The sequence below is a fragment of the Pseudomonas sp. LSJ-87 genome (assembly GCF_032971465.1).
Classification (GTDB): Bacteria; Pseudomonadota; Gammaproteobacteria; order Pseudomonadales; family Pseudomonadaceae; genus Aquipseudomonas; species Aquipseudomonas putida_Z.
This window is the reverse complement of the sequence record NZ_JAWJYQ010000001.1, coordinates 645,314-670,545: the sequence shown is the minus strand read 5'-3', so window position 1 is coordinate 670,545 and position 25,232 is coordinate 645,314. Positions and strand designations below refer to the sequence as shown.

At 63.4% G+C, this 25,232-nt stretch carries 22 protein-coding genes and 1 pseudogene; 8 read left to right on the top strand and 15 right to left on the bottom strand.

Annotated elements, in window-relative coordinates:
• Nucleotides 1–183: 183 nt before the first annotated feature.
• From RYH74_RS02985 to RYH74_RS02960, 6 genes are all read right to left on the bottom strand, one after another.
• Nucleotides 184–1,413 carry a nucleoside recognition domain-containing protein gene (locus RYH74_RS02985; protein WP_085619011.1) on the bottom strand — a complete coding sequence of 410 codons (1,230 nt, stop codon included), beginning with the start codon at nt 1,411–1,413 and terminating at the stop codon, nt 184–186.
• A gap of 236 nt (nt 1,414–1,649) precedes the next feature.
• Complete coding sequence (gene gltP / locus RYH74_RS02980; RefSeq protein WP_025337235.1) at nt 1,650–2,978, bottom strand: glutamate/aspartate:proton symporter GltP; 1,329 nt, start codon at nt 2,976–2,978, stop codon at nt 1,650–1,652.
• A 745-nt stretch (nt 2,979–3,723) separates the two neighbouring features.
• Nucleotides 3,724–4,194 carry an inhibitor of vertebrate lysozyme family protein gene (locus RYH74_RS02975; RefSeq protein ID WP_317408937.1) on the bottom strand — a complete coding sequence of 157 codons (471 nt, stop codon included), beginning with the start codon at nt 4,192–4,194 and terminating at the stop codon, nt 3,724–3,726.
• Nucleotides 4,195–4,196: 2 nt separating this feature from the next.
• Complete coding sequence (locus RYH74_RS02970; RefSeq protein ID WP_003252966.1) at nt 4,197–4,358, bottom strand: DUF1328 domain-containing protein; 162 nt, start codon at nt 4,356–4,358, stop codon at nt 4,197–4,199.
• Between the two features lie 41 nt (nt 4,359–4,399).
• On the bottom strand, nt 4,400–4,690 hold the full coding sequence (locus tag RYH74_RS02965; protein ID WP_025337233.1) for a hypothetical protein: 291 nt from the start codon (nt 4,688–4,690) through the stop codon (nt 4,400–4,402).
• A gap of 174 nt (nt 4,691–4,864) precedes the next feature.
• Nucleotides 4,865–5,686, bottom strand: coding sequence for a BON domain-containing protein (locus RYH74_RS02960; RefSeq protein WP_317408936.1), 822 nt, complete (start codon nt 5,684–5,686; stop codon nt 4,865–4,867).
• Between the two features lie 213 nt (nt 5,687–5,899).
• On the opposite strand from RYH74_RS02960, the gene algB reads away from it, so the two are divergent.
• On the top strand, nt 5,900–7,246 hold the full coding sequence (gene algB / locus RYH74_RS02955) for a sigma-54-dependent response regulator transcription factor AlgB (protein WP_025337231.1): 1,347 nt from the start codon (nt 5,900–5,902) through the stop codon (nt 7,244–7,246).
• On the top strand, nt 7,243–9,024 hold the full coding sequence (locus tag RYH74_RS02950; RefSeq protein ID WP_317408935.1) for a KinB sensor domain-containing domain: 1,782 nt from the start codon (nt 7,243–7,245) through the stop codon (nt 9,022–9,024). The genes algB and RYH74_RS02950 overlap by 4 nt, the downstream gene beginning before the upstream one ends.
• 121 nt (nt 9,025–9,145) lie before the next feature.
• On the opposite strand, the gene RYH74_RS02945 is transcribed toward RYH74_RS02950, so the two are convergent.
• The 7 genes and pseudogenes from RYH74_RS02945 to RYH74_RS02915 all read right to left on the bottom strand — a co-directional run bounded on the left by RYH74_RS02945 (nt 9,146) and on the right by RYH74_RS02915 (nt 16,647).
• On the bottom strand, nt 9,146–10,750 hold the full coding sequence (locus tag RYH74_RS02945) for an EAL domain-containing protein (RefSeq protein ID WP_025337229.1): 1,605 nt from the start codon (nt 10,748–10,750) through the stop codon (nt 9,146–9,148).
• Between the two features lie 320 nt (nt 10,751–11,070).
• The gene (locus RYH74_RS02940; protein WP_025337228.1) at nt 11,071–11,859 is read right to left on the bottom strand and encodes an N-acetylmuramoyl-L-alanine amidase; all 789 of its coding nucleotides are present in this window, start codon (nt 11,857–11,859) and stop codon (nt 11,071–11,073) included.
• Nucleotides 11,860–11,939: 80 nt separating this feature from the next.
• Entirely contained in the window at nt 11,940–13,883 is a 1,944-nt protein-coding gene (locus tag RYH74_RS02935) for a diguanylate cyclase (RefSeq protein WP_075046862.1), read from the bottom strand.
• Between the two features lie 27 nt (nt 13,884–13,910).
• Nucleotides 13,911–14,743 (bottom strand): annotated as a pseudogene (locus RYH74_RS02930) (endonuclease/exonuclease/phosphatase family protein).
• Between the two features lie 34 nt (nt 14,744–14,777).
• Nucleotides 14,778–15,410 (bottom strand): thiol:disulfide interchange protein DsbA, encoded by a 633-nt coding sequence (gene dsbA / locus RYH74_RS02925; protein WP_025337225.1) that lies wholly within the window; start codon nt 15,408–15,410, stop codon nt 14,778–14,780.
• A 285-nt stretch (nt 15,411–15,695) separates the two neighbouring features.
• A complete protein-coding gene (locus RYH74_RS02920; protein WP_003256951.1) occupies nt 15,696–16,313 on the bottom strand; it encodes a c-type cytochrome in 618 nt (205 codons plus the stop codon).
• Between the two features lie 31 nt (nt 16,314–16,344).
• Nucleotides 16,345–16,647 carry a c-type cytochrome gene (locus RYH74_RS02915; protein WP_015268479.1) on the bottom strand — a complete coding sequence of 101 codons (303 nt, stop codon included), beginning with the start codon at nt 16,645–16,647 and terminating at the stop codon, nt 16,345–16,347.
• A 201-nt stretch (nt 16,648–16,848) separates the two neighbouring features.
• Here RYH74_RS02915 and yihA point away from each other — a divergent pair, with 201 nt between their 5' ends.
• A complete protein-coding gene (gene yihA, locus RYH74_RS02910; protein ID WP_075046861.1) occupies nt 16,849–17,481 on the top strand; it encodes a ribosome biogenesis GTP-binding protein YihA/YsxC in 633 nt (210 codons plus the stop codon).
• A gap of 399 nt (nt 17,482–17,880) precedes the next feature.
• Here yihA and polA read toward each other — a convergent pair whose 3' ends face one another.
• The gene (polA, locus tag RYH74_RS02905; RefSeq protein ID WP_075046860.1) at nt 17,881–20,628 is read right to left on the bottom strand and encodes a DNA polymerase I; all 2,748 of its coding nucleotides are present in this window, start codon (nt 20,626–20,628) and stop codon (nt 17,881–17,883) included.
• Nucleotides 20,629–20,703: 75 nt separating this feature from the next.
• Between polA and RYH74_RS02900 the strand changes: the two genes are divergently transcribed.
• Nucleotides 20,704–20,991: a DUF2782 domain-containing protein gene (locus RYH74_RS02900; protein ID WP_013970316.1), complete on the top strand. Its 288-nt coding sequence runs from the start codon at nt 20,704–20,706 to the stop codon at nt 20,989–20,991.
• Between the two features lie 69 nt (nt 20,992–21,060).
• On the top strand, nt 21,061–22,011 hold the full coding sequence (locus RYH74_RS02895; RefSeq protein ID WP_024087954.1) for a homoserine kinase: 951 nt from the start codon (nt 21,061–21,063) through the stop codon (nt 22,009–22,011).
• Nucleotides 22,012–22,112: 101 nt separating this feature from the next.
• Here the strand turns inward: RYH74_RS02895 and RYH74_RS02890 are convergent, their stop codons facing one another.
• Nucleotides 22,113–23,069 (bottom strand): zinc ABC transporter substrate-binding protein, encoded by a 957-nt coding sequence (locus RYH74_RS02890; protein WP_137162716.1) that lies wholly within the window; start codon nt 23,067–23,069, stop codon nt 22,113–22,115.
• Nucleotides 23,070–23,087: 18 nt separating this feature from the next.
• On the opposite strand from RYH74_RS02890, the gene zur reads away from it, so the two are divergent.
• From zur to znuB, 3 genes are read left to right on the top strand one after another with little or no spacing between them, the layout of a single operon-like run.
• Complete coding sequence (zur, locus tag RYH74_RS02885; RefSeq protein ID WP_025337220.1) at nt 23,088–23,573, top strand: zinc uptake transcriptional repressor Zur; 486 nt, start codon at nt 23,088–23,090, stop codon at nt 23,571–23,573.
• A complete protein-coding gene (gene znuC / locus RYH74_RS02880) occupies nt 23,570–24,346 on the top strand; it encodes a zinc ABC transporter ATP-binding protein ZnuC (RefSeq protein WP_317408934.1) in 777 nt (258 codons plus the stop codon). Before zur ends, znuC begins: the two co-directional genes overlap by 4 nt.
• On the top strand, nt 24,339–25,121 hold the full coding sequence (gene znuB, locus RYH74_RS02875) for a zinc ABC transporter permease subunit ZnuB (protein ID WP_003253007.1): 783 nt from the start codon (nt 24,339–24,341) through the stop codon (nt 25,119–25,121). The genes znuC and znuB overlap by 8 nt, the downstream gene beginning before the upstream one ends.
• Nucleotides 25,122–25,232 lie beyond the last annotated feature (111 nt).

Here is a 25,232-nt window from a genome sequence, read left to right as displayed (position 1 = left end):
GTTGGACCATTGCGCAAGCAGCCAGCGTTCCTGCTCACTGAACCCTGCCTGCTTTTTGTGGGAGCGGCCTTGTGTCGCGAAAGGGCCGCGAAGCGGCCCCGGGCATTCTTGCATGAGCGCCGAAATCCTGGGGCCGCTGTGCGGCCCTTTCGCGACGCAAGGCCGCTCCCACAACGGTCTGCGTCAGGCGAAGAACCAGTAGCAGACGAAGATCGCCGCGATCACACCGGACAACTCCGCCAGCAATGCGCAACCGACGGCATGGCGCACGCGCTGGATACCCACCGCACCAAAGTACACCGCCAGCACGTAGAAGGTGGTTTCGGTACTCCCCTGAATCGTCGCCGCCACCAGCGCCGGGAAGCTGTCCACACCGTGGGTCTGCATGGTCTCGATCAGCATCGCCCGCGCCGCACTGCCGGAGAACGGCTTGACCAGTGCCGTGGGCAGGCCTTCGACGAAGCGGGTGTCCAGGCCCAGCCAGGTCACCGCATGGCGAATACCGTCCAAAGCCAGCTCCAGGGCGCCTGAGGCCCGCAATACACCCACCGCCACCAGCATCGCCACCAGGTAAGGCAACAGGCCCTTGGCCACATCGAAGCCTTCCTTGGCGCCTTCGACAAAGGCTTCATACACCTTCACCCGCTTCAAGGCGCCGATCACCAGGAACAGGATGATCACGCCAAACAACGTGAGGTTGCCCAGGATCGACGACAGGCTCGCCAGCGCGGCCGCCGAGAGGGTGCCGAGAAAGGCCATGAAGCCGCCCAGCAGCAATGCACCGGGGATCAGGTAGGCGAGCACTACCGGGTCCCACAGGCGCAGGCGCTGCATCACCGCCACCGACAGCAGGCCGACCAGGGTCGAGACGCTGGTGGCCAGCAGGATGGGCAGGAACACCATGGTCGGGTCCGCCGCGCCTTGCTGGGCCCGGTACATGAAGATGGTCACCGGCAGCAGCGTCAGCGACGAGGCGTTGAGCACCAGGAACAGGATCTGCGCGTTGCTCGCCGTGGTGCTGCTGGGGTTCAGCTCCTGCAGTGCGCGCATGGCCTTCAGGCCGATCGGCGTGGCGGCGTTGTCCAGGCCCAGGCCGTTGGCGGCGAAGTTCATGGTGATCAGGCCCAGGGCCGGGTGGCCGGGCGGAACTTCCGGCATCAGCCGGGCAAACAGCGGGCCGAGCACCTTGGCCAGCCACTCGACGATGCCAGCCTTCTCGGCGATCTTGAGAAAGCCCAGCCACAGGGTCAGCGTGCCGAACAGCAGCACCATCACCTCGACCGACAGCTTGGCCATGGCAAAGATGCTCTCGACCATCGCCGCGAAGATGCCGGCGTTGCCGCCTACCAGCCATTGGGCCAGGGCGGACACTGCCGCCACCAGGAAAAAGCCAAGCCAAAGGCCGTTGAGCATCCGTGTGTTCCCCCTGAAAAATGCCCGAATGATAGCGTATCGGGGCGTAAGGCTGGAGACCGCAGGCGAGGGCTGCGCCCTCGTATCGCGACACAAGGCCGCTCCCACAGAGGTCGGTGTACGCCGGCCATTGTGGGAGCGGCCTTGCGTCGCGATAGGGCCGCAAAGCGGCCCCAAGATCTCACAGGCAACAAAAAGCCCCGACAGGTCGGGGCTTCTTGTTCAGCTCATCAGGCTCAGCGCTTGGCAGCTTCGCCAACCATGGCCGCTTCCTGCTTGCCGGCCATCAGCGAGGCGTAGTACTTCTCGCCCTTGGCGGCGTCGTACATACCCTCCCAGCGAGCGATGACCAGGGCTGCCAGGGCGTTACCCACAACGTTCAAGGCGGTACGGGCCATGTCCATGATGCGGTCGACACCGGCGATGAAGGCCAGGCCTTCCAGCGGGATGCCCACGCTGCCCAGGGTGGCCAGCAGCACCACGAAGGAAACACCCGGTACGCCAGCGATACCCTTGGAAGTGACCATCAGGGTCAGCACCAGCAGCAGCTGCTGGCTCCAGGACAGGTCGATACCGTACAGCTGGGCAATGAAGATGGCCGCGATGCTCTGATACAGGGTCGAGCCGTCGAGGTTGAACGAGTAGCCGGTCGGTACCACGAACGAGCAAATCGACTTCGGTGCACCGTACTTCTCCATCTTCTCGATCACGCGCGGCAGCACGGTCTCCGAGCTGGAGGTGGAGTAGGCGAGGATCAGCTCATCTTTCATGATGCGCATGATCTTGATTACCGAGAAACCGAACAGGCGGGCAACCAGGCCCAGCACCATGAAGGCGAAGAAGGCGATGGCGAAGTACACCAGCAGCACCAGCTTGGCCAGCGGCAGCAGCGAGCTGAAACCGAAGTTGGCGACGGTCACGGCGATCAGGGCGAACACGCCGATAGGGGCGTAGTTCATGATCATGTGGGTGACCTTGAACATGGTCTCGGAAACCGCCTGGAAGGTACGCACCAGCGGGTCGCGCAGCTCTGCCTGCAGGCTCGACAGGCCCAGGCCGAACATTACCGAGAAGAAGATGATCGGCAGCATTTCGCCACGCATCAGCGCTGCGAAGATGTTCGACGGGATCAGGTTCAGCAGGGTTTCGATGAACGCGTGCTCATGCTGCACTTCGGCCGCGGTAGCCTGGTACTTGGAGATGTCCACGGTACCCAGGGTGCTCATGTCGATGCCGGCGCCCGGGTGGAACAGGTTGGCCAACACCAGGCCCACGACGATGGCGATGGTGGTCACCACTTCGAAGTAGATGATGGTCTTCAGGCCGATGCTGCCCAGTTTCTTCGCGTCGCCAACCCCGGCGATACCCACGATCAGCGACGAAATCACGATCGGGACGACGATCATCTTGATCAGGCGAATGAAGATGTCACCAGCGGGCTGGAGGACGTTGCTGATCCACCATGCCTTTTCTGCACTGAAATGATTCAGTAGCGCGCCGATTGCAACACCCAGGACCAGACCGATGACGATCTGCCAGGCGAGGCTCAGTTTTGCCTTCTTCATGTCTTTACCCTTTGTTCTAGTGGTCATGGGCACCCAACGGAAACGCGCGTAACAGAGCCGTTGGCTAGGTCACGAGCAGCAGATGCTTCCGTCCGGCGACTTCATGTAAGGACACCGCAGGCGAGCGACAGGGCGCTCGGGCCGGCGAAAAAGGCGGCAACTATTGCGATGGCAAAGGGGGAAATCTAATGCCGGAAGCGCATACCCCATGCCGTTTATGCATAACATTTTTGACCAAAACGGGAGGTTCGCAAGTGCTTGATTTACAACGTTCGGAATCCCGAACAAGACCAAACCGCCATATTTAGGCAGATTTGGCAGGGTAAAAAGGACAGGGGCGATGGCTTGTTCGACAATCCGAATGGCCGAAATGCCACTTGAACAAGCGCCAGGCTGATCGAAAAAAAATTGATGTACGGTCGAGACAAAATGTGTCTCGAAGAGAAAATCGCGCAGGGAAGAGACGTTTCCTACATGGCTCCTCGGAAGTCAGGTCTGGTCAGATGCCCCTATGGCATCGCCGACCTGAAACTTCCGATTCCGCCTTTCCTGACCCGGCCCATTGCTGGAGGCACTCCCTGTACCCCTAGGCCACTCCGATCCTGCAACAATCAGAACAGCCCGGCCCCTTGGTCATGTGCAGCCCCTCCTCGGGGCGGCGCATCATAGAAGGCTGAAAATATAGAAAGGTTCAGCTTCTATTTCGTGACAGTGCATGACCTTTCCTCCGTACCGGGTGCAAAGCTCAGTACCAGTTCGGGTCACGCTTGAGCTGCTCCTGCAGCATCGCCTTCATGCCGTCGTCCGGCTTACCCAGCCAGCGGTACTGCGCGTGACGGGTGGGCGACTTGTCGCTCGGCAAACCTTCGGGTACCTCCACGAGCATCCCGTAGGCATCGTCCTTGTCCCAGCTGAACGCCACGATCAGGCGCTTGTAGGTGCAGTTGTCCTGGCGTTCGCACAATGGGCCGACCAGGTACTTGTCGCCGTCTTCGGTAACGGCAGACATCTGCTGCTGGGCACTTCCGGTCAGATTGACCACCCAATCAGGCAGACGTTCCTCGCCTTCAATCGTGTCCTGCCAGGTTTCCCGGTACTCCGGGTCCGAGCCGAGCAGCTGGTCGACCCGAACCTGGCCGTCATTGGCCGCCATCGCCGCCGCACTGCCGCCCAGTAACAGGGCGGCAGCCAGGGATGTCCAACGCCTCCTGCCCATCTTCAACCTCGTCCACGTCCAAAGAAGAAGGAGGCTACGAACAGCACCAGGAAGACAATGAACAGAATCTTCGCGATACCGGTGGCAGCGCCCGCGATACCACCGAAGCCCAGTACGGCGGCGACAATGGCGATGATGAGGAAAGTGATAGCCCAACTCAGCATGGTGGTTCTCCTTTCTTTTTTGAAATCGTTAAGGCCAGCGGTCAGAACACCCAGCGGTCCTGGGGTACGACCCTTTCCAGGGTGGCCGGTGACGCGGTGGCCTGGCCAGTTGGAAGCGGGTCGGCGGCCTTGACCAAGGTATTGGCACGGGTTGCCTGAATCTGCGTCAACAGGGCGGTCTGCGCCGCAACTTGCTCGGTCAGGCGCGCGGTCTGCCAGCTGTAATAGAAGAGGCCAGCGGCCAAGGTCAGCAACAGCGCCAGGCCGAGTGAAAGCACTTGGCTCAGGGGCAGTGCAGCGCTCTGCAAGCGGTTGACGGATTGGCGGGTCATGCCGGCTCCTCCTGCTGTAATTCTTGTTCAAACCTGAACAGGTAATTGCAGCCTGCATGCCAGCCTTACGAATCAAATAAAATTCATTTAAATCATATAGTTACGTGAATCCTGCAAAACCGGCAAGGACGTATCCTGCACGATGCCGCCCGGGCCGTCGTGCGAATTGCACGATCAGCCCTCGACCTTGGTCGCCACCTTGAGCAGGTCGGCATCCACCCCGCGCACGCCGATGATCTGCCGGGCGATTTCCACGGCAATGGTTTTCTGCTCGCTGCTGACCACCTCGCCCGAAAGCCGCACCAAACCCTCTTCGCTGGCCACTTTCAGGTTCAGGCCATCGAGGTTACGGCTGAAGCGGTAGCTGTTCTGGATCTTGTCGATTATCCAGCTGTCGCCCGGTTGCGGCCCAGTCGGCGTCCCCACCGGGGTTTCCCGGGCCTTGGCCATGGCGGCGCTATCGAGGCTGACCAGGTTGTTGACCAGGTGCACACCCTCGGTGGTACGCGCCACCACGCCGGCCAGCTCCTTGGCCTCGGCACTGTCGACCTTGCCACGCAGGGTCACCACACCTTCGCTGCTCTGTACATCTATAGGCGCCTTCTCGGTGGTGCGGCTCCATAACAGCCGCGCACGGATCACCGCGGCCAGGGTGGCATCCTCCAGGCGCTGGGCATAGGCACGCAGCGCCAGCGGGCGCTCCACCAGCTGGGCATTGACCCGCAGCTGGTTGTCGACTTGCTCGATGCCACGGGTAGCCAGCGCCACATGCTCGGCCAGCTGGCGTTCGACGTCGTTCTCCACCTCACCGGAAAGCCGCGCCTGCTTGCCGTCCACCTCGACCTGGATACGGAACGGGTCGAGCATGCGGTTCAGCGACAGGGCAGTTTGCAGGGCCCCCTCCAGGCGGGCGTCCTGCACCGGGCCGGCGAATGCCGGGGTGAACATCGGCAGCAGGGTGGTTGCCAACACGGCGGTGCGAATGGAAAAGGACATGGCAGTGCCTCCTTTTGTAGAGCAAAAGCTAAAAATCCTCGCAACCAATGTGCCACCGCGGACCTCTAAGGAAATCATCGGGATATCGCGGCCTTCCAGGCGTTGATTGGCCATTGGCTAGCATGCAAAGGACAGGTTCCTTCACAATGGACCATGCAACTTGCCCGATTTTTCCCACACTAAATGAAGATCTTTCCTAAAGGAGCGCAGCACATGGAGTCAGCCCAGGACAACCAAGGCCGCATTCTGCTGGTGGATGACGAGTCCGCGATCCTGCGCACCTTCCGCTACTGCCTGGAGGACGAGGGCTATAGCGTGGCGACGGCCAACAGCGCCGCCCAGGCCGAGGCCCTGCTGCAGCGCCAGGTATTCGACCTGTGCTTCCTCGATTTGCGCCTGGGCGAGGACAACGGCCTCGATGTGCTGGCGCAGATGCGTATCCAGGCCCCCTGGATGCGGGTGGTGATCGTCACCGCACACTCGGCGATCGATACGGCGGTAGACGCGATCCAGGCAGGCGCCGCCGATTACCTGGTCAAACCGTGCAGCCCCGACCAGCTGCGACTGGCTACCTCCAAGCAGTTGGAAGTGCGCCAGCTTTCCGCGCGCCTGGAGGCCCTGGAAGGTGAAGTGCGCAAACCCAAGGACGGCCTCGACTCGCACAGCCCGGCCATGATGGCGGTACTGGAAACCGCCCGCCAGGTCGCTACCACCGACGCCAACATCCTCATCCTTGGCGAGTCGGGCACAGGTAAAGGTGAGCTGGCCCGGGCCATCCACGGCTGGAGCAAGCGCGCGCGCAAATCCTGCGTGACCATCAACTGCCCGTCACTGAACGCCGAGCTGATGGAAAGCGAGTTGTTCGGCCACACCCGCGGCGCCTTCACCGGCGCCAGCGAAAGCACCCTGGGGCGAGTCAACCAGGCTGATGGGGGCACGCTGTTCCTCGACGAGATCGGCGATTTCCCACTGACCTTGCAGCCCAAACTGCTGCGCTTCATCCAGGACAAGGAATACGAGCGCGTCGGCGACCCGGTCACCCGTCGCGCCGATGTGCGGATTCTCGCCGCCACCAACCTCAACCTGGAAGAGATGGTGCGTGAGAGCCGCTTCCGCGAAGACCTGCTGTATCGCCTGAACGTCATCACCCTGCACCTGCCGCCCCTGCGCGAGCGCAGTGAAGACATCCTGACCCTGGCCGACCGCTTTCTCGCCCGCTTCGTCAAGGAATACTCCCGGCCTGCCCGCGGCTTCAGTGACGAAGCCCGTACGGCCCTGCTCAACTACCGCTGGCCCGGCAACATTCGCGAATTGCGCAACGTGGTGGAGCGGGCCAGCATCATCTGCCCGCAGGAACGCGTGGAAATCAGCCACCTGGGCATGGGCGAGCAGCCCGCAGGCAATGCCCCGCGGGTTGGCGCCGCGCTGAGCCTGGATGAGCTGGAACGCGCCCACATCGGTGCGGTGCTGGCCGCAAGCGACACCCTGGACCAAGCCGCCAAGACCCTGGGGATCGATGCCTCCACCCTGTACCGCAAGCGCAAGCAGTACAACCTATGAGGTGGCCGCCCATGAAGCTGCGCACGCGGCTTTTCCTCAGCATTTCGGCGCTGGTCACCGTGGCCCTGCTCGGGCTGCTGCTGGGCCTGGTCAGCGTGCTGCAGATGGCCACGGTGCAACAGCGACTGGTGCGCGATACCACCCACGCCCTGGAAATCGGGCTGAAGTTGCGCCAGAACCTTGGCGAACAGTTGACCCTGATGCTCGATGACGAGACCGCCCCGGAAAACCTGCGGCTGCTGCAGGACAACTTCCAGGCCCTGCTCAACCAAGGGCTGGACCAAGGTGGCGAGCGCACCGGCTTCAGCAAGGCCAGCAGCAATTACCAGGCTTTTCTCCAGGCCTACCGCGACAGCCCGGCGCCTTCGCGCAGCATGGGGGTCGAACAACCACTGGGGGCCGCGTTCAACCAGGTCCGCACCGACCTGATCGATTCCCACAAGCAGGCCTTGGAGCACATCACCCGCAGCGAGGAGCACACCCGCGACCACGCCTTGCTGGTCAGCGGCGTACTTGGCCTGATGGGCTTGGTGGTGCTGGTACTGGGCTTCATCACCGCGCACAACATTGCCCGGCGCTTCGGCCAGCCGATCGAAGCCTTGGCCATAGCGGCCGACCAACTCGGCAAGGGTAATTTCGACGTAACCCTGCCGGTCACCCAAGCCACCGAACTTAACCAGCTGACCCGCCGCTTCGGCCTGATGGCCGATGCCTTGCGCAAGCACCAGGCCACCAACGTCGATGAACTGCTGGCCGGCCAGCAACGCTTGCAGGCGGTACTGGACAGCATTGACGATGGCCTGCTGATCATCGACCGCCAAGGCCGGCTGGAGCACCTCAACCCGGTGGCGCAACGCCAGCTGGGCTGGACCGATAGCCGCGTGGGCAGCAGCCTGGCCGAAGCCCTGCAACGCCCGGAGCTGGAACAGCAGCTACGCCAGGTACTGCGCGGCGGCAACCTCGACCGCCAGCCGGACGACCTGAACATGGAGGTCGATGACGAAACGCGCCTGCTCGCCTACAGCCTGACTCCGGTCAGCCACCCGCAAGGGCCGATCCTGGGCGCGGTGATGGTGCTGCACGATGTAACCGAGCAGCGAGCCTTCGAACGCGTGCGCAGCGAATTCGTGCTGCGCGCTTCCCACGAGCTGCGCACCCCGGTGACCGGCATGCACATGGCCTTCGGCCTGTTGCGCGAGCGGCTCAAGTTCCCGCCCGAGGCGCGCGAACATGACCTGCTGGAAACCATCGGCGAGGAAATGCAGCGCCTGACCCAGTTGATCAACGATCTGCTCAACTTCAGCCGCTACCAGAGCGGGATGCAGAAGCTCGAGCTGGCTCCCTGCGCCATCGACGAATTGCTGGAGCGTGCACAACAGCGCTTTGCCGAGCCGGCGGCGAACAAGCAGATCGAACTGATCACGGAGCTGGAGCCGCCGCTACCGCGTATCCAGGCCGACGTCTCCCAACTCGACCGGGTGCTGGACAACCTGTTGCACAACGCCATCCGCCATACCGCCAGCGGCGGGCGTATCCGTCTGCATGCACGACGGCATGCGGAGCGGGTGATCATCAGTGTCGAGGACAACGGAGAGGGCATTGCCTATGGGCAACAGGGGCGCATCTTCGAGCCCTTCGTGCAGGTAGGGCGCAAGAAAGGCGGCGCGGGGCTGGGGCTGGCGTTGTGCAAAGAGATCGTGCAACTGCATGGCGGGCGCATGGGCGTCTTTTCCAGACCGGGGCAGGGGACCCAGTTCTACATGGCACTGCCGGTCTGAATGTTGCCTGTCCTGGCCCCATCGCCGGCAAGCCAGCTCCCACAGGGATCGCACCGCACCTGAGGCCATTGCAATACCTGTGGGAGCTGGCTTGCCGGCGATGAGGCCGGTGCAGGATCACTCAATGCTCAACCCGCCGCGGCAGCCGTCCGCGGGTCACCAGCTCGGCAAACTGCCGGGCATTCAGTGGCCGGGCAAACAGCCAGCCCTGGCCATAATTGACCCCTTCGCTGTTCAGCAGCACCGCCTGGTCTTCACACTCGATGCCTTCGGCAATCACCCGCAGGTGCAGGTCGTGGGCCATGCGGATGATATGCGGGGCAACACCGCTGCTGGCGGCGTCATGCCCAAGGGCATCGATAAAGGCCTTGTCGATCTTCAGGCAGTCCACCGGCAGGGTCTGCAGGTAGGCCAGGCTGCAATAACCCGTGCCAAAATCGTCGATCAGCACCTGATGCCCTACTGCACGTAACGCCTGCAGATTGTCGCGCGCCACTACCACATCGATCAGGCCGCGCTCGGTCACTTCGAAGGCAATCTGGCTGGCCGCCACCCGGTGCATTGCCAGCAAGCGCGCAGCTACCCGGCCAATACGCGGCACCATTACATCGCAAGCTGCCAGGTTCACCGAAATGTACAAGTTGGGGTGCGAGCGCAGCAGTTGCCCTAACTGTTCCAGCACACGCTGTAGGACAAAGTCGGTGATCTGGCGAATCTGCCCGGTGTTTTCCGCCAACGGGATGAACAGGTCCGGGCTGGTCAGAGTGCCGTCCGGGCGACGCCAGCGCACCAGGGCCTCGGCCCCGACACAGCGCCGGCTGTCGAGCTCGAAGATCGGCTGGTAGAGCACCTGCAGTTCGCCGCGGCGCAAGGCATTCTGCAACTCCGAGCTCATCGACCGCCGCTGCAGGATGAGTTGCAGCACCAGCCAGCCGATGCAGCAGGCTGCCAGCACACTGCCGGGGAACAAGAGCCAGAGCATGCCGTTCATCCTCAACGGCAGGCTCGCCCGCGGGGCAATCAGCACCAGCTGGTAGTCCGGTGACTTGGTCGGCATGCGGTAGATCAGGCGGTCGCTGAGCTCGAGCAGCGACTTGTGGCTGGTCGACCAGGCCGAGGGCGGCGGCCATACCTGCGGTGGGCCCAGCACGGGGATGGCCCGGGTACCGTTGTCCAGCACCACCACAAGGCTGCCCCCGGGGGGCAGGTCAACCACATCGGTCAGGTGTCCACGAGAGGTGGATACCACGAACTTGCCCCTCCCCAGCATCAGCGCGGCCAGGTTCTCGTTCGGCTCGGTCGTGGTGTTCAGCCAATAGCTATAGGTCGGCCCCTGGATATCGGGGACCCGCAAGGGTTCGAACGCCCGCTCATCACCGCGGTTCGAACAGGCGATATCCCCATCCACGTATGCCGCTTCATAAATGAAGCGTGAACTCAGGCCTACCTGCTGCAATGCCGTCAGCATCGCCGGGCTGCAGCCGCGCAAGGGCTGCGCCTGCAGCAGGTCGACCCCTTCGCGCAACTGGCCGAACACCTGCTCGAGGCGCTCGAGAAAGCGCTCGCCCTGGGCATTCATCTGTGCGCTCTCGCTTTGCTTCATCTGTTGCAGGGCAATGCCGATGCTGGCAGAGAGCAACAGTGCCGCGCTGGCCAGTGCTGCCAATGTGGCCAGCATCCAGGGACGGTAAAAAATTTGGCGCATCAAGGCGATGAAGGCTGACATCGAGGGCATCCAGTTGATAACTAAGGTATAGCAACTGAATCAGGAATCACCTCGCCGTTTGGCGCTTCGTTTGCTTGTTGGGAGATCGCCATCTCCCAAGGCTGCGCTGTCGCGCAGAGAACTCGATTTGCAGGCGCTACACGGACTCTGTGGGAGCGGGCGTGCCCGCGAAGAAGTAAACGCGGTGGCTGGCACCGCGTTGGATTCTTCGCGGCTAAAGCCGCTCCCACAGGGTACGAGGATCGCTTGCGAATACAGCTATCTGTGCGACAGCGCAGCCCAAAGGGCTGGGCAATCTCCCACAGAGCCTCGCTGGCAGCTCAACGCATCCGGTTGAGCACCTGCAGCATCGCCGCCGTCTGCGCATCCGGCATGCCATCGAAGCGCTGCGGGCGGAAACGCATCTGGAACGCGGCGATCACATGGCGGGTGGCAACATCCAGGACCCCGGTCTGCTCGATCGCATAGCCAAACCGCGCCAGCTCCTGCTGATACCAGCCAACGCTCGGCGGGTTGACGCTGAAATAGGCTTGCTGCCGTGCCACGGCATTTGCATCCGGCCAGACACCCAATCCGGCGTCGGCCAGGCGCTTCCACGGGAACAGCGGCCCCGGGTCAAGCTTGCGCAGCGGCGCGATATCGCTGTGGCCAATGATGTGCCGTGGCTCGATGTTGTTGCGTTTGACGATGTCCTTGAGCAGCGCGATCAGCGACTGGACCTGCGCTTCGCTGTAAGGGTGCCAGACCCGGCCATTAGGCGTGTCGGTGAAGCCCGGGTTGACGATTTCGATACCGATGGACGAGGAGTTCAGCCAGGTCCGCCCCTGCCACTGGCTATCACCGGCATGCCAGGCGCGGCGGTTCTCATCCACTAGCTGATACACCGTCGCCGGGCCGTCGCCAATCAGGTAGTGGCTGCTGACTTCGCCATGGGTCAGCAACGCCAGGGAACGCTCCAGCGAAGCATTGGTGTAATGCAAGACTACGAACTGGATGCGGTTGTCCTGGTTGACCGAAGGGTGGCTACGGTCGATGCGCAGGCCTGTCGAGCAACCGGCGACAGACAACAGCAGGAAGGAAATCAGGGTTTTTTTAAGCGTGGAAAGCACGTCAGTAGCCTCAGCGTATGAGCGCTACAGTATAACGTGCTCCCCAAGGGCCGTGCTTGCCGCGAGTCAGCGGCTCCCGGCTATGCCTGCTCGACGCGGTTGCGCCCCGACTCCTTGGCCCGGTACAGCGCCGCATCGGCGCGCTTGAGCACCTGGTCGCCGCGCTCGCCGGAACGGAATGCACCCAGGCCGATGGAAGTGGTGATCACCACCCGTTCGCCCTTGAAGTGGAACGGGCACGCCTCGACCGTGGCCCGTAGCACCTCGGCTATCTGGGCAGCGGCGGCCGGCGAGGTCTGCGGCAGCAACAGGACAAACTCCTCGCCGCCGAAGCGGGCGATGAAGTCACCGCTGCGCAGGCGCTTGCGCAACTGGTCGGCGACAATCTTCAGTACCTTGTCCCCGGCCAGGTGCCCATAGCTGTCGTTGATACGCTTGAAATGGTCCAGGTCGAGGATCGCCATCGCCAGATGGCCGCCGTGTGCCTGCCATTCGAGCATTTCGCGCTCGACCCGCTCGCTCCAGGCCGCACGGTTGGGCAAACCGGTGAGGGGGTCGAGCAAGGCCTTCTGCCGCTGCTCTTCCAGGTGCTCGCGGTAGCCGAGCGCCTCGTGCTCCATGTTCGCCACCCGCTCCGACAGCCCTTGCAGGCGCCCAGCCAGCTCCTGCTCGCGGCGATCACGCTCATGCTTGTGCTCGTCCATGGTCACCAACAGGCCTTCCAGGCGGTTTTCCAGGATGTGCTTGAGGCTGTCGACGTCGGCGGCACCTTGCACACTGCTCTGCAGCCCGTCGACGTGCTCACGCAGCTGGGTATCCAGCTCGCGGGCAGCCGAGCTGTTGTCGGCGTGACCGGCGCTGGCCTCGTGCAGGTGGCTCTGGAAACCTTCCAGGCGTTCGTTGAGCTGCTGCAGGTAGGTTTCGAACTCGTGCTGACCGCTGTCGGTGATCGCCAGCATGAGCACAGCCAGGTCATCCAGCACCGGGATCAGCTCATACCAATTCAAGCCGCGGGCGACCCGTTCACGCATCTCGAGCGCCTGGGCCTTGTGTCGCTCCGGCAGGCTGAGGTCATCGAGCAGGCCGATCAGGGTGTGCTCGATGTGCTCGGCAACCTGGCTGTAGGGCGGCTCCACCGCGTAGGGCAGGGCATAGGGGCCGTCTTCGCCGAAGGTTTCTTCGAGTGTTTGCGCCGGTCCTGCTTCAGCCGGAGGCTCGCTGGCGACAGTTTCCGGTGCCGGCACTTCGTCCGGTAGCGGCTGCGGCAGCGGGGCTGGTGACAGTTCGGCCGTTTCGATCAGCGCCGGGCCAGGTGTCTCCAGCGCGGGCTCTGGCACTACGGGCGCCTCGACAACAGATGCTGATGAGGCTGGCAGCGGCTGCAGCGCGTCCACGTCGTCGGGCTGCGGAGCACCGACGTTGGCCGGTGCTGCCAAGGGCTGCGCGTCGGCAACCGGCAGCGTCAGCGGCACAAGCGCTGGCTCGCCTTGCGCGTGATCCTCGCGGCTGCCGAACAAGCGCTGCAAGAAGCCGGGTCGGGCCTCCTCCCCCGACTTGCCCAGGGCTGACAGCGCGCGGCCCTGCAAGCCGCTCAACTCGCCCAGCAACGGTGGCAGGTCGCGTGACTGGGCCACGCCACCGTCGAGCTTCTTCGCCAGCTTTTTCAACGGCCGCGACACATCGTTCGGCAATGGCAGGCCTTGCAGTTGGTCGACCAGCGCGGTCAGCGCATCGCTGACCTGATTCATGCGAGCTTCCCGGCGCTGTTCGGAGTCCAGCACCGCCTTCTCAAGACGCGGAATCAGCCCGGCAAGGCCAGCGTCCATGTTGTCGCTGCGGATAACCTCGCGCATTTCCTTCATGCACTGGTCCACCACCTTGTCACTGCCTTCGGCAGCCAGGGTGCTGCGTACCAGGCCGCGACGCAGCAGGTCGAGACGGGCGTCCCAACGGCGCTCGAGCTTTTCCTGCTGCTCGATGCTTTTCAGGTATTTTTCTTTCCAGCGCTCAGCGTCTTCAGTCATGCCCAGGTCCGCAAACGGTGATGGCAATTAGCTCAGGACCGGCAGCGTATCCACAGTCAATGCATCAGGCAATCGAATCTCGACAGCAACGGGAAGGTGGTCGGAAATTGGCTGCGCCAGCACCTCGACACGCTCCAGCGTGAGGCTTGGGCTGAGCAGAATGTGGTCCAGGCAACGCTGTGGACGCCAGCTGGGGAAGGTGGCCTCGACTTGGGGGGCAATCAGGCCCAAGTCGCGCAACGGCGAGTGCTCCAGCAGGTCGGTGGCATGGGTATTCATGTCGCCCATCAGCACCTGGTGGCGGTAACCGCCAATCAGCTCGCGGATGTAACCCAGTTGCAAGGCGCGGGTCTTGGCGCCGAGGGCCAGGTGCATCATCACCACGATCAGCGCATCTTCGCCCTCGCCAAAGCGCACCAGAATCGCACCTCGCCCAGCCGGGCCGGGCAATGGGTGATCCTCGAGCAGTTGTGGCTTCAGGCGGCTGAGCACGCCATTGCTGTGCTGGGCAAAACGCCCAAGGTTGCGGTTGAGTTGCTGGTACCAGTAGGGGAAGGCACCCAGGTGGGCAAGGTGCTCGACCTGGTTGACATAGCCCGAGCGCAGGCTGCCGCCATCGGCCTCCTGCAAGGCCACCAGGTCGAAGTCGCCCAGCAGTTGGCCAATCTTCTGCAGGTTGCCCGCACGCCCGTTGTGCGGCAGCAGGTGCTGCCAGCTGCGGGTCACGTAATGCCGGTAGCGCTCGGTGCTGATACCCACCTGGATGTTGAAACTGAGCAGCCGCAGACGACCATCCTCGGGCAGGCCAGGGGCCTGCAGGTGATGCTCGTTGACCTGCGGCTGGTGCAGGCCAATGCCACGCGCGGTTCTGAAGCGGCGCATGGGTTACGCCGCTTACTTAGCGGCGCGCTCCTTGGCGATCAGCTGGTCGGCAACGTTCAGTACGCCTTCCGGCCCGCCGGCAGTACCCAGGTCGAAGCGGTACTTGCCGTTGACCACCATGCTCGGTACGCCGGTGATCTCGTATTTCTTCGCCAGTTCCTTGGCCTGGTTGACCTGGCCCTTGATGGCGAACGAATTGAAGGTGGCGAGGAACTTGTCCTTGTCCACGCCCTGGGTGGCGAGGAAGTCGGCCATGTCCTGCGGGTCGGTCAGGCGCTTTTTCTGGTTCTGGATGGCATCGAACACCGCGGCGTGTACCTTCTGCTCGACGCCCATGGCTTCGAGGGTCAGGAACATCTGGCCGTGGGCGTCCCATGGGCCACCGAACATGGCTGGTACGCGCTTGAAGTTGACGTCCTTGGGCAGTTTTTCAACCCACGGGTTGATGGTCGGCTCGAAGTGGTAGCAGTGTGGGCAGCCGTACCAGAACAGCTCGACCACTTCGATCTTGCCAGGCACGGAAACCGGAACAGGGTTGCTCAGCTCGAGGTATTCCTTGCCGGCGACAGGCTCGGCGGCCTGGACGGCAGTCATACCGAATACGCTGGCAGCGACCAGCGCGGCGCTGAGAATCAGTTTACGCATGCTTTACTCCTGGGCAGTCATTGGTCGCCACGACGCGACCTGCACTGAGACAGGCCGGGAAGGGGCCGAGTTCTGTAGTGTAACGGCTGCGGACGGAAAAAAGGGCGGTCCGGCCGCCCTTTCATCATTGGCCTACAACATTAACTGAAGGTTAATGCGCCGCCTGTAATGGCCCTATCGCCGGCAAGCCGGCTCCCACCTCGAGCGCATCGACCTCAAGCCATATGCAGCATCTGTGGGAGCTGGCTTGCCGGCGATAGGGCCATCACAGGCGGCCGAAGGGCCTCAGTGCAGGCCCTGGATGTAACTGGCCAGCGCCTCGATGTCGTGGTTGCTCAGCTTGCCGGCGATGGTGCGCATGGTCATGGCATCGCCATCGTTGGTGCGGTTGCCTTCGCGGAAGTCGGTGAGCTGCTTGGTCACGTACTGTGCATGCTGCCCGCCCAGGTGCGGGAAGCCGGCCAGGGCGATACCCGCGCCGTTCGGCGAGTGGCAGCCGGTGCAGGCAGGCATGCCTTTTTCCAGGTCGCCGCCGTTGAACAGCGCCCGGCCACGTTCGACCAGCTTGGGATCGGCCGCGCCCACGCTGCCTTTCTGGCTGGAGAAGTAGGCGGCGATATCGGCCAGGTCCTGGTCGCTGAATGCGGCCAGCATGCCGGTCATCTCCAGCACGGTACGCTTGCCCGACTTGATATCGTGCAATTGTTTTTCGAGATAGCGCTGGCCTTGGCCGGCCAGTTTCGGGAAGTTCGGTGCCAGGCTGTTGCCGTCGGGGTTGTGGCAGGCGCCACAGACGGCCGTCTTGGCCTGGCCGGCGGCGGCATCGCCTTTGACGGGTTGCGCAGCAGTGGCCGCACCTGCGACACCCAAGGTCAACAGCAGACTCACGACTAGTTTGTTCATCAGCTAATCCAACACGGCTAAGGGTGAAATGTTATGTATCGGGACTGCCACTCATCCAAAGGATGACCAAACGGTAGTCCTCGGCACTGCAGTCCATGCACAATCCACGCGGCGGCATAGCCTTGAAACCCTGGGTCACGTGCTTCACCAGTACATCCATGCCTTGCGCCAGCCTTGGCTCCCATGCTGCCCGGTCACCCTGCCTGGGTGCCTGTGGCAACTGCCCGGTGTGACAGGCCGCACACGTGCGGTTGTACAACACCTCGGGATCCTGTGTAGCCTGTGCGCTGAAAAACGGCAGGAACATACCGACAGCAAGCAGCCATTTCGCCATGCGGAACGACCTTCAGGGTTGGGGGCCGCGCTGCGTTCTGTTGCGCGAGCTATTGTTCGACACCCCATGCCCGTTCTCCTTCGCCGGGAGAATGAGCACACAAAAACTGGGGCATTATATACTTCCGCCATCCAAACGGAAACGACACCGCTTGCCAGGCTCGGGCTTATAGAGTCAGGCAACACCCACATCGGATATCCCATGCAAGTCAAGAACCCCATCCTCGGCCTCTGCCAGAAAGCCAAATTCGCCCTCAGCGCTGCCAAGGTCGAACAATGCCCGGACGACCAGGGTTACGAGGTGGCTTTCGCCGGCCGCTCCAACGCCGGCAAATCCAGCGCCCTCAACACCCTGACTCATGCCAGCCTGGCGCGCACCTCGAAAACCCCCGGGCGCACCCAGCTGTTGAATTTCTTCAGTCTGGACGATGAACGACGTTTGGTCGACCTGCCAGGCTACGGTTATGCAAAAGTCCCGATTCCGCTCAAGCAGCACTGGCAGAAACACCTGGAAGCCTACCTGGGCAGCCGGGAGTGCCTGCGTGGCGTGATCCTGATGATGGACGTGCGCCACCCGATGACCGACTTCGACAAGATGATGCTCGACTGGGCCAAGGCCAGCAGCATGCCGATGCACATCCTGCTGACCAAGGCCGACAAGCTGACCCACGGCGCGGGCAAGAACACTCTGCTCAAGGTGCAGTCGGAAATCCGAAAGGGTTGGGGCGACGGCGTGACCATCCAGCTGTTCTCGGCGCCCAAGCGCCTGGGCGTGGAAGAGGCGTACCGGGTGCTGGCGGACTGGATGGAGCTGGAAGACAAGACAGCTGCTTGAGGACCCTATCGCCGGCAAGCCAGCTCCCACAGGTACAGCACAGGCCTTGAGGGCAGTGATACCCCTGTGGGAGCTGGCTTGCCGGCGATGAGGCCAGCACGGCCGAGTCAAATTCCGGGCAAAAAAAACCCCGGACTTCGTATGGGGAGGGGGAAGTTCGGGGTCCAAGTCCGGACCGCTAGGGCGGGGTCCAGATATCTGCCAACACTTAACACAACATAGGAGCATCGAAAGGCTTCACCAGCCATTCAGTTACTCTGAGTTCCGCTTCACCGGTTTAGTTCCAAAGCCCTGAAAACTATTTGCGATAGTTTCATGAAGCCTCAGCACCACTGGCACTGAGCGGTGCCAGGATCCGCATCCCTACATCACGGATCCTACACAGCTTTCCCCGCCCGATCAGTGAGCTTCGTCCCAATTCGCACCAATTCCTGCCTCGACCAGCAGCGGTACATCCAGCTGCGCGGCCTTGCTCATGTGCTGGCGAATTTCATCTTTCACCTGCTCCACCAGGTCCTCGCGCACTTCCAGCACCAGTTCGTCGTGTACCTGCAGGATCACCCGGGCGTCCAGCCCGCTCTCGCTCAGCCAGTTATCCACATTGACCATGGCCCGCTTGATGATATCGGCCGCAGTGCCCTGCATCGGGGCGTTGATCGCCGTGCGCTCGGCGCCTTTGCGCAGGGCCGGGTTCTTGGCATTGATATCCGGCAGGTACAGGCGGCGGCCGAACAGGGTTTCGACAAAGCCTTGCTCCGCCGCCTGGGCGCGGGTGCGCTCCATGTAGGCCAGCACGCCCGGGTAGCGGGCGAAGTAGCGGTCGATGTAATCCTGCGACTGCTTGCGGTCGACGCCGATCTGCTTGGCCAGGCCAAAGGCGCTCATGCCGTAGATCAGGCCGAAGTTGATAGCCTTGGCACTGCGGCGCTGGTCGGTGGTGACGTCTTCCAGGGCTACGCCGAATACTTCCGCCGCCGTGGCGCGGTGCACGTCCAGGTCGTTGCGGAAGGCATGCAGCAAGCCTTCGTCCTTGGCTAGGTGGGCCATGATGCGCAACTCGATCTGCGAGTAGTCCGCCGCCAGCAGCTTGTAGCCCGGGCTGGCGACGAAGGCCTGACGGATGCGCCGGCCTTCGGCAGTGCGGATCGGGATGTTCTGCAGGTTCGGGTCGCTGGACGACAGCCGGCCGGTGGCCGCTACCGCCTGCTGGTAGGAGGTGTGGATACGCCCGGTGCGCGGGTTGATCTGCCCCGGCAGCTTGTCGGTGTAGGTGCTCTTGAGCTTGCTCAGGCTGCGGTACTGCATCAGTACCTCCGGCAGCGGGTAGCCTTGCTCGGCCAGTTCGTCGAGCACCGCTTCTGCCGTGGATGGCTGGCCCTTGGTGGTCTTGCTCAGCACCGGCATGCCCAGCTTGTCGTAGAGGATCGCGCCCAGCTGCTTGGGCGAGCCGAGGTTGAACTCCTCACCGGCCAGCTCATAGGCGCGCTGCTCCAGCTCGGCCATCTTCACCCCCAGCTCACCGCTCTGCACCTGCAGCAGCGCGGCATCGACCAGCGCCCCCTGGCGCTCGATCTTGGCCAGCACCGGCACCAGCGGCATCTCGATGTCCATCAGCACCGGCTGCACGCTCGGCGTCTGCGCCAGGCGCGCCTGCAGCGCCTGGTGCAGGCGCAGGGTGATGTCGGCGTCTTCGGCAGCGTAGGGGCCGGCCTTGTCCAGGTGGATCTGGTTGAAGGTCAGCTGCTTGGCGCCCTTGCCGGCGATGTCCTCGAAGGCGATGGTGGTGTGGTCGAGGTACTTCAGCGCCAGGCTGTCCATGTCGTGACGGGTGGCGGTGGAGTTCAGCACGTACGACTCGAGCATGGTGTCGTAGGCAACGCCGCGCATTTCGATGGCGGGCGAGCCATTGGCGAGGATGTTGATGTCGTACTTGGCGTTCTGCCCGACCTTGGCCTTGGCCGGGTCTTCCAGCAGCGGCTTCAGCGCCAGCAGCACGGCGGCGCGGTCCAGCTGGGCCGGCGCGCCTTCATAGTCGTGGGCCAGCGGCACATAGGCCGCTTCATGCGGCTCGACGGCGAACGACAGGCCGACAAGCTGCGCCTGCTGTGCGTCCAGGCCAGTGGTCTCGGTGTCGAAGGCGAACAGTGGCGCCTGACGCAGCTTCTCCAGCCAGAAGTCGAAACGTTCCTGGTCGAGAATGGTTTCGTACCTGGGCTCGGTCTTGGCCACCGGCTCCGCGATCGGCGCAATGTCGTCACCGGCCTTGGCAGCGTCACGCTGCACCTCGGCGACCCAGCTCTTGAATTCCATCTCGGTGTACAGCGCCAGCAACGCGTCGCGATCAGGCTCGCCGCACACCAGGGCATCTACTTCGATATCCAGGGGCACGTCGACCTTGATGGTGGCCAGCTCATAAGACAGGAACGCCGCGTCGCGGTGCTCTTCCAGCTTGGCCGGCAGGGTCTTGGCGCCGCGAATGGCCAGCGTCGGGACCTTGTCCAGGTTGGCGTACAGGTCGCTGAGGCCGCCGCCGATACCGGTCAGCAGGCCCACCGCAGTTTTTTCGCCCACGCCCGGCACACCGGGAATGTTGTCGACCTTGTCGCCCATCAGCGCCAGGAAGTCGATGATATGTTCCGGGCCGACGCCAAATTTCTCGTGCACGCCAGCCACGTCCAGCACGCTTCCGGTCATGGTGTTGACCAAGGTAATGTGCCCGTCCACCAGCTGCGCCATGTCCTTGTCACCGGTCGAGATGATCACCGGGCGGCCCAGCGCGGCGCTGCTGCGCGCCAGGGTGCCGATCACGTCGTCGGCCTCGACCCCCTCGACACACAGCAGTGGGTAGCCCAGCGCCTTGACGCTGGCGTGCAGCGGCTCGATCTGCACCCGCAGGTCGTCCGGCATGCTCGGGCGGTTGGCCTTGTATTCGGCGAACATGGCATCGCGGAAGGTGCCACCCTTGGCGTCGAACACTACCGCGAACAGGCTGTCGGGGTATTGCTTGCGCAGGCTCTTGAGCATGTTCAGCACCCCCTTCACCGCGCCGGTCGGCATGCCTTTGGAGGTAGTCAACGGCGGCAGCGCGTGGAAGGCGCGGTACAGGTAGGAGGAACCGTCCACCAGGACGAGGGGCGCTTGGCTCATGAGCAGAATCAACCTTTTCGACGGGTCCGGCGCTAGAATAGCCAGAATCATTGACGACAAAGGGACAAGGTTATCATGCGTACACTCAATCGCCTGTTACTGCTCGGTCTGTTGGCCACCATGCCTGTCGTCACCCTGGCGGCGGACGACGCCCCCTCGGCCGATCCCGAGGTGACCATTCGCACGGAAGGCGACAAAACCATCCAGGAGTACCGGCAGAACGGGTTCCTGTATGCGATCAAGATCACGCCGAAAAACGGCAAGCCTTATTTCCTGGTACGCGCCGATGGCTCTGATGGCAATTTCATTCGATCCGACCAGCCGGACATGCTGATTCCGTCCTGGAAGATCTTCGAGTGGTAATCTGACGCGCACCGTTCACATCAACCCGGCACTTCCCGGCGGAAGTGCCCGTATGGGCAAATTTTCATCATGTCAGTCTTCACCCCCGTGACCCGGCCTGAGCTGGAAACTTTTCTGGCGCCGTACGCGCTGGGTCGTCTGCTCGATTTCCAGGGCATCGCCGCCGGCACAGAGAACAGCAATTTCTTCGTCAGCCTCGAACAGGGGGAGTTCGTCCTGACGCTGATCGAGCGCGGGCCCAGCGAGGACATGCCGTTCTTCATCGAGCTGCTGGACACTTTGCACGCAGCCGACATGCCGGTGCCCTATGCCATACGTGACCGCGACGGCAATGGCCTGCGCGAGCTGTGCGGCAAGCCGGCGCTGCTGCAGCCACGGCTGTCGGGCAAGCACATCAAGGCACCGAACGCCCAGCACTGCGCCCAGGTCGGCGAGCTGCTGGCGCACATTCACCTGGCTACCCGCGAACACATCATCGAGCGCCGCACCGACCGCGGCCTGGACTGGATGCTGGCCTCGGGTGCCGAGCTGCTGCCGCGCCTTACCGCCGAGCAAGCCGCGCTGCTGCAGCCGGCGCTGGATGAAATCAGCGCGCACAAGGCACAGATCCTGGCCCTGCCACGGGCCAACCTGCACGCCGACCTGTTCCGCGACAACGTGATGTTCGAAGGCACCCACCTGACCGGTGTGATCGACTTCTACAACGCCTGTTCCGGGCCGATGCTGTATGACATCGCCATCACCGTGAACGACTGGTGCCTGGATGAACACGGCGCGATCGATGTGCCACGCGCCCAGGCATTGCTGGCGGCCTATGCGGCGCTGCGGCCGTTCACCGCCGCCGAAGCCGAGCTGTGGCCGGAGATGTTGCGGGTAGGCTGCGTACGCTTCTGGCTGTCGCGCCTGATTGCAGCGGAATCGTTTGCCGGGATGGATGTGATGATCCACGACCCGAGCGAGTTCGAAGTGCGTTTGGCGCAGCGTCAGCAGGTGGCTTTGCACCTGCCCTTCGCCCTCTAGAGCGTGTCTGCTTCTTCGCGGGTAAACCCGCTCCCACACAGGCGTGAGGCTGGCGCTATCCCTGTGGGAGCGGGTTTACCCGCGAAGAGGCCGGTACAGGCTTACAACTGCTCCAGGCACCCAACCAGGTCGCCACCCAGCTTCTCCAGCAAGCGCTCATAGCCCTTGCCATCCACCGGGTCGGTACCGCCCAGGGCATCCAGCTCGGCCAGGCGCACCGGCAGCCCGGCGGTCAAGGTCTCGGCCAGCCGCGGCCGCAGCGGCGGTTCGCTGAACACACAGGTCTTGCCCACTTCCTGCAGGCGCTTGCGCATGGCTGCCACGTGCTGCGCACCCGGCTGCACCTCGGACGCCACGCTGAACACCCCGGTGTGCTTCAGGCCATACTCGGCCTCGAAATAGTCGAATGCTTCGTGGAACACGAAGTAAGGCTTGCCGGCAATCCCGGCCACCCGCGCCTTGATCCGTCCATCCAGTGCGTCCAGGCGTTCGTCGAAGGCCTTGAGGTTGCTCTGGTAGCGCGCCGCATTGGCCGGATCGATCTGCGCCAGGTCAGCCGCCATTTTCGCTGCAATCACCCGCGCGTTGACCGACGATAGCCACAGGTGCGCGTCCAGGCTGCCCGGGCGGTGGTCATGATCATGGTCGTCGTGGTCTTCTTCCTCGTGGGAATGGCTGTCCTCGCCAAAATGCCGCAGCTTCATGCCCGGTAGCGCCTGCACGGCCACCGTGGCCTTGCTGCGATTGCCCAGTACCCGCGGCAGGAAGCCCTCCATGTCCGGGCCGATCCAGTACAGCAGGTCGGCATCGCCCACCCGCCGTACGTCGGACGGGCGCAGCGCGTAGTGGTGCGGCGAAGCCCCCGGCGGCAGCAATACCTCGGGGTTGCCAACACCGTCCTGCACGGCGGCGGCAATCTGCTGCAGGGGTTTGATACTGGTCAGCACGCGCACGTCGGCCTGGGCGGAAAATGCGATGAAAGCGACAAAAAGGACTAGGAATCGGGACACGGTGAATACTCGAGTCGTCAGAAACAGGTAACATAATAACGTCTCCATCCAGAACCGTCGCTGCCCATGTCCATCACGCCGCTGGCCAACCGTCCTCACGATCATTCCCATTGCGTACACAGCGCACTGGCTGAAGCCGACGCCTTGTGCACCCGCCAGGGCCTGCGCCTGACCGCGCTGCGCCGTCGAGTGCTGGAACTGGTGTGGCAAAGCCACAAGCCGCTGGGCGCCTACGATATCCTCGCCGTGCTCAGTGAGCAGGACGGCCGCCGCGCCGCGCCCCCCACGGTGTACCGTGCGCTGGACTTCCTGCTGGAAAACGGCCTGGTGCACCGCATCGCCTCGCTCAACGCCTTCATCGGCTGCAGCCACCCGGAACACCTGCACCAGGGGCAGTTCCTGATCTGCCGGGCCTGCCATGTGGCCATCGAACTGGAACAGGACAGTATCAGCGACGCCATCATCAGCAGCGCCAAGGGCGTGGGCTTCACGGTCGAGACCCAGACGGTGGAAGTGGTCGGCCTGTGCAGCAATTGCCGGAGCGCGGCATGAGCGATGCACTGATCCGCCTGGAGCAGGTCGGCGTCACCTTCGGTGGCGAGGCGGTGCTCGACAGCATCGACCTGTCGGTCGCACCTGGCCAGATCGTCACCCTGATCGGCCCGAACGGCGCGGGCAAGACCACCCTGGTGCGCGCCGTGCTCGGCCTGCTCAAGCCGCACCGCGGCAAGGTATGGCGCAAGCCGAAACTGCGCATTGGCTACATGCCGCAAAAGATCCAGGTCGATGGCACGCTGCCGCTGTCGGTGTTGCGCTTCCTGCGCCTGGTGCCCGGTGTAGACCGCGCGGCAGCCTTGTCGGCGTTGCAGGAAGTGGGTGCCGAGCAGGTCATCGACAGCCCGATACAGACCATTTCCGGCGGCGAGATGCAGCGCGTGCTGCTGGCCCGCGCCCTGCTGCGCGAACCCCAGCTACTGGTGCTCGACGAGCCGGTGCAGGGCGTAGACGTGGTCGGCCAGACCGAGCTGTACAACCTCATTACCCGCCTGCGCGACCGCCACGGCTGCGGCGTGCTGATGGTTTCCCACGACCTGCACCTGGTGATGAGCGCCACCGACCAGGTGGTGTGCCTGAACCGCCACGTGTGCTGCTCGGGCCACCCCGAGCAGGTAAGCGGCGACCCGGCATTCGTCGAGCTGTTCGGCCAGACCGCCGCACCCAGCCTGGCTATCTACCACCACCATCACGACCACAGCCACGACCTGCACGGCTCGGTGGTCGCCCCTGGCACCCATGTTCACGGAGCGCACTGCAAGCATGGCTGATTTTCTTCTCTACGCCCTGCTTGCCGGTTTGTCCCTGGCGCTGGTGGCCGGCCCACTGGGCTCCTTCGTGGTGTGGCGGCGCATGGCCTATTTTGGCGACACCCTGTCCCACGCCGCCCTGCTCGGCGTAGCCCTGGGCTTTGCCCTGGACGTCAGCCCGGCGCTGGCGGTAACCGTGGGCTGCCTGTTGCTGGCGATCTTGCTGGTGACCTTGCAGCAACGCCAACCGCTAGCCTCCGATACCCTGCTCGGCATCCTCGCCCCCAGCACCTTGTCGCTGGGCCTGGTAGTGCTGAGCTTCATGCATGACGTACGCATCGACCTGATGGCCTACCTGTTCGGCGACCTGCTGGCCATCAGCACCACCGACCTGGCCTGGATCCTCGGTGGCAGCGCGCTGGTGTTGCTGCTGCTCGCTGCGCTGTGGCGGCCGTTGCTGGCAGTCACCGTGCACGAAGAGCTGGCCATGGTCGAAGGCCTGCCGGTGGCCGGGCTGCGCATGGCGCTGATGCTGCTGATCGCGGTGGTGATTGCCGTGGCCATGAAGATCGTCGGCGTGCTGCTGATCACCTCGCTGCTGATCATTCCTGCTGCTGCGGCGCAACGTCACGCCCGCTCTCCCGAGCAGATGGCCCTGGGCGCCAGCCTGCTCGGCGTGACCGCGGTATGCGGCGGCCTGGCCATGTCCTGGTTCAAGGACACCCCCGCCGGCCCATCGATCGTGGTCTGCGCGGCGGTGCTATTCTTGCTGAGCCTGGCCCTGCCAAAACGCTGAAAAACAGGGCGCGTGAAGGCGCGCCCTGCAACCTTTTCGCACGTAAAGGGTCTGTAAGACTTGTTTTCGAGCGTGCGCACCTGGGTGTAGACTTGCTCGCTTTTTGCGCAA